Source organism: Sphingobacterium sp. HSC-15S19 (assembly GCF_050433745.1).
Taxonomy (GTDB): Bacteria; Bacteroidota; Bacteroidia; order Sphingobacteriales; family Sphingobacteriaceae; genus Sphingobacterium; species Sphingobacterium siyangense.
This window is the reverse complement of the sequence record NZ_JBNPWQ010000082.1, coordinates 1-3,589: the sequence shown is the minus strand read 5'-3', so window position 1 is coordinate 3,589 and position 3,589 is coordinate 1. Positions and strand designations below refer to the sequence as shown.

3 protein-coding genes and 1 pseudogene are annotated in these 3,589 nt (G+C 41.6%); all 4 read right to left on the bottom strand.

Going from position 1 to position 3,589, the window contains the following annotated elements; translation table 11 throughout:
* Positions 1 to 304: 304 nt before the first annotated feature.
* Positions 305 to 1,843, bottom strand: a pseudogene (gene tnpC / locus L1283_RS28285) (IS66 family transposase).
* A gap of 35 nt (positions 1,844 to 1,878) precedes the next feature.
* Complete coding sequence (tnpB, locus tag L1283_RS28280) at positions 1,879 to 2,232, bottom strand: IS66 family insertion sequence element accessory protein TnpB (RefSeq protein ID WP_277603189.1); 354 nt, start codon at positions 2,230 to 2,232, stop codon at positions 1,879 to 1,881.
* Positions 2,232 to 2,513 carry an IS66 family insertion sequence element accessory protein TnpA gene (gene tnpA, locus L1283_RS28275; protein WP_165308903.1) on the bottom strand — a complete coding sequence of 94 codons (282 nt, stop codon included), beginning with the start codon at positions 2,511 to 2,513 and terminating at the stop codon, positions 2,232 to 2,234. Before tnpA ends, tnpB begins: the two co-directional genes overlap by 1 nt.
* 81 nt (positions 2,514 to 2,594) lie before the next feature.
* Positions 2,595 to 3,449 carry a hypothetical protein gene (locus tag L1283_RS28270; protein ID WP_429626802.1) on the bottom strand — a complete coding sequence of 285 codons (855 nt, stop codon included), beginning with the start codon at positions 3,447 to 3,449 and terminating at the stop codon, positions 2,595 to 2,597.
* Between the last annotated feature and the right edge of the window lie 140 nt (positions 3,450 to 3,589).

The following is a 3,589-nucleotide window of genomic DNA, read 5'->3' as shown; positions in this document are numbered from 1 at the left end:
ACAATCCAGTTGTAAAATAGCTCGGGTTATTGGTCACTAAATCTGGTGTACTTTCGTCCGGAACCCGTGGTGTACTTTTGTCGGAATATTCAATAAGCACAGAACCAGTTTGCATGAAATCTATAAATTGTGGTCAAATGCCGAAAGGGACTGTCTCAGGTAAGTATGTAAATAAAAACTATGGAGTTCAGTTAGGTTCCTTAATAACTGGACTCGGTTTTCAGAGATGTTAATGTAATCTCCCAAATCTGGTGTGCTTTCGTCCGGAACCCGTGGTGTATTTTTGTCGTATCCGCCCTATGAACTACAGTTCTGTTGATTTCTTAAAGTTCTGCGGATAGAGATCCCTTATATTTTTATGATTGGTGGAGGCTATGTTGAGCAAAGTTTGCTTTAGCCATTGATATGGGTTTACATCATGTTTTTTGCAGATCGCAAAGAACGAGTATATCATTGCCGACCGCTGAGCTGCCTCATGGCTGCCCGCGAAGAGATAGTTTTTGCGTCCCAGTGCAACGGGTCTTATCGCATTTTCGATGCTATTGTTGTCGATTTTCAGACTTCCGTCTTTTAGGTATTCGGTCAGCGGATCCCATCTGTCGGCTGCATAATCCATCGCTTTGCCGATCTGGCTCTTGGGTAAAGTATTCTTTATTTCCTTTGCGATCCACATTCCCATTTCATTGATCACCGGAAAAGCTTCCTTTAAGCGCAGTTCTTTGACCTTTGCAGTATCCAGCCCCATCTATTTGGCCTTTCTTTCTGTTTCATATAATTTCTGGATATAGGTCAGCGCCTTTTGGGACCGCGGCGCATCGTTGTTCAGCGCGCGCTCGAACTCACGTCGGGCATGTGCCCAGCAGGCAAGATGGGTGACATCTTTTTTCTTGCCGTAATTCTCGTAGACCGCATAGCCGTCCGTCTGCAGATAACCTTTAAAGGTTCCCAGTATAGGCAGGGGCGCGCTGCTCCCACGGGTTGGACTATAGTCGAACAGCACGGTGCCGTCCACAGGTGCATGGTATACCCAATAATACCCCCGATGGGCAGCGCCCTTTTTATCGCTGTCCAGTACTTTTATAGGGGTCTCATCGACCTGTAAATAACCTTGTGATTTTATATCGAAGACCAGTTGATCATAGAGTGGTTCGAGTTTGATAAGGGCTTCTTTTGTCCAGCCCTCGATGGTAGAGGAAGGGATCTGTATGTTTTCTCTTAAAAAGCGTTGCTTCTGCCGGTATAATGGTAGGTGGTCCATGTATTTATCGGTCAGGATCATCGCCAGCAGACCTGCTCCGGGAATGCCCTTGTCGATGACACGCTCGGGCAGTTCTCCGATCTTGACGCCTTCTCCGTTTTTAGCCGCATATTTATAACGGATATAGCGTTTGATATAGAACTTGGCCGGTTCGCATTCCAGTTCCTCCGTAATTTCCTTTCCGATACATACCATATTCGACAGGTCTGCTTCGGGATGGATCTCGATTTCTTCTACAGGGAGATGTTCGGGCAACTTTGTACGTCCTTTATGGTTCGGGCGTGCACGGATGTATTCAATCTTTTCTCTGGTTTCTTCCTCTTGCTGTTCTATGTCGGCAGCTTCAGCCTCAAAAGGGAGCAGCGTCTGGTTAGGATCGCCTTGGAAACGCTCTCTTTTCTGTCCGTACTGCATCCGTTGGAACATCTCTACCTGAGCCTTGAGATAGTCCCGTTCCAAGGTAAGACTGTCGATTTCTGCCTGTTGTTTCTTTGCATGATGGAGATGGGCACTTTCTCCGGCAAGCTTCTTCCTTGCCAGCTTGAGAAGTTCACTCCTTGAGAGGTTTTCCAGTGCCGTTTCCATACCTTAAAGATACGGATTTGCCTGCATTTGTGCAATCAAAAAAGCTGTTTTTGTGGCAATGAATAACGTTTTTTCTGTATACTTTTTACAACCTGGACGCCCTCGATGAGCAATACCAGATCGCTCCATGACAGTTCACCATTCTTAAGTGCAGATGTACCAAAAGTACCCTGCTCCAGTCGTTTGTAATAAAGGACAAAGCCCCCGTGTTCCCAGTGCAGAAGTTTGATATGGGTACGGCTACGGTTCAAAAACACAAATACCTCACCGCTGGTCGGCTGGCGCTGCATCACCGAAATGACCAGGCCGCAAAGACCGTCGAAACTCTTGCGCATGTCGCAGTGGCCGTCGTAGAGATAGAAACGATGAGAAGACCCTAACGAAAACATTAGTACAGACGGATCAGCTGCGAGAGAAGGGCAAGATCATTTTCGATCTTTATACGTACCCCATTGGGATAAATAACTTCAACATCGTTCTTTCTGTTGTCCTTATCAATTGTTATAAAGCTTCCGCTAGTCATATTGTTTTCTTTACTGCGCGAAAACCAGTAATAAAAGGTGGCTTCGTTGATCCCATTTTCCGCGCAGTAAGCTTTCTTGCTTTTTCCGCTCTGTTGCCAGTCCGATATCATCGAAAGCATCTGTAATCTTTTTTCTTCTTTGCTCATACAGCAAAGCTCTGCATTATAGCTCGCTCAAAAAATATGCACTTGGTCGGGCGGATACTTTTTGTCGGAATATTCAATTTATCAATCCATGTGATTATAACATGTTAAACAGACTTCGTTTTCAGATATTACGTTTCCTTTACAATTTTTGTTCGAGCAAATTTTCCGTTGTACTTTATATTCTCTTCTGCAAATTAAACACTCAATTTTATTTGATGTAGGCTTATTGGGCGAGAGAAAGGACCATTTTGGATTTATATCTATACTTAAATGTCTACTAAGCCAATATGAACATTCAGGACAAGAATATCGTCTACTATTAATATCGTAGGGTAAATATGATTTTAACACTCCTTTAGGAACAGACTCTTCAATAAAATCTAAAATTTGATAAAAGTAGGCGCTTTCTAAATCCATATCCCAAAAGCCAAACGTAGGATCAGAAGTAGACATATCCTTAAATAATTCTATCCATTTGATAGGATTATAAAAATAAGATATAATATTTAAGATTTTTCCAATAATATATTTGTATTCTAAGTTATCTATTCCCGTGCTATGAACAAGTTTGTTACGCATGATCCTCAATTCTTTGTATTCATCAACAAATGCAAGAATTGGGAAATTCTGTGGTAATACAGCACAGAAAACTCCTAATAAATTTTCCCCTGATATTGTTTGCAATTCGTCAAAATTGCGATCGGTTTTATTAGGGAGCGATGGCCAATCATATTTATTGTTCTCAATCAACAACAAAGCGCTTTTTTCTGTGATTTTACTTTTCATTAAATATTCTACACCTTGAAATAATACTATTAAGGAGGTACTAACGGTAATTCCATTATGTTTCCAATAATCTTCAATAGTGATTTCATAGTTATCGAATATCTCATCTTGAATAAGTGCGTTTACATTGTTTGAGATATTAAAAAGCATTTCAAATGATTTCCAAAGACATTCTAATCCTAATTTCTCAAACCTATTGTAATCGGTAAATCAGAATACACAACTTTTGGCAATTTAGAGTGCAGCAAAAATGGCACTAACGGTGCAGCATTTTTGGCAATAAGGAATGC

Excerpts from the sequence above, each read along its gene's own strand:
- tnpB (WP_277603189.1), bottom strand. The coding sequence starts at position 2,232 with ATGTTTTCGTTAGGGTCTTCTCATCGTTTCTATCTCTACGACGGCCAC.
- tnpA (WP_165308903.1), bottom strand. The coding sequence starts at position 2,513 with ATGAGCAAAGAAGAAAAAAGATTACAGATGCTTTCGATGATATCGGAC.
- L1283_RS28270 (WP_429626802.1), bottom strand. The coding sequence starts at position 3,449 with ATGCTTTTTAATATCTCAAACAATGTAAACGCACTTATTCAAGATGAG.